Raw genomic sequence first — 353 nt, 5'->3', positions numbered from 1 at the left:
GCAGCATCTATCCGGGTGTCGGTAAAGGCTGAATCATCATTCCCTGTCCGCGAGGCTGCCACTCGATGAGCCGTGTTATAACCCGGGCGATACCAAGATCACCGCCCCCGGCAAGGTACTGACCGAACTGCCCGGAGGGCCGATCGATCACCATTGGACCAAGAGCCTTGTCGCGAGCCCTGACGGGTCGCTGCTCTATGTCGGCGTCGGCTCGAACAGCAACATCACCGAAAACGGCATCCAGGCCGAGAAGGACCGCGCCGCGATCTGGGAGGTCGACCGCGCCACCGGCCGTTCACGCATCTTCGCCAGCGGGCTGCGCATCCCAACGGCCTTTCGTTCGAACCCGAAAG

The 353-nt window shown here is 62.9% G+C and carries 1 pseudogene; it reads left to right on the top strand.

Annotated elements, in window-relative coordinates:
* Positions 1-85: 85 nt before the first annotated feature.
* Positions 86-353, top strand: a pseudogene (locus EN859_RS40065) (sorbosone dehydrogenase family protein); the annotation flags it as partial.

It is taken from the genome of Mesorhizobium sp. M00.F.Ca.ET.216.01.1.1, from assembly GCF_004010325.2.
Classification (GTDB): Bacteria; Pseudomonadota; Alphaproteobacteria; order Rhizobiales; family Rhizobiaceae; genus Mesorhizobium.
Note: the sequence above shows the minus strand (reverse complement) of the source record. Positions and strands in the feature narration are given on the sequence as shown.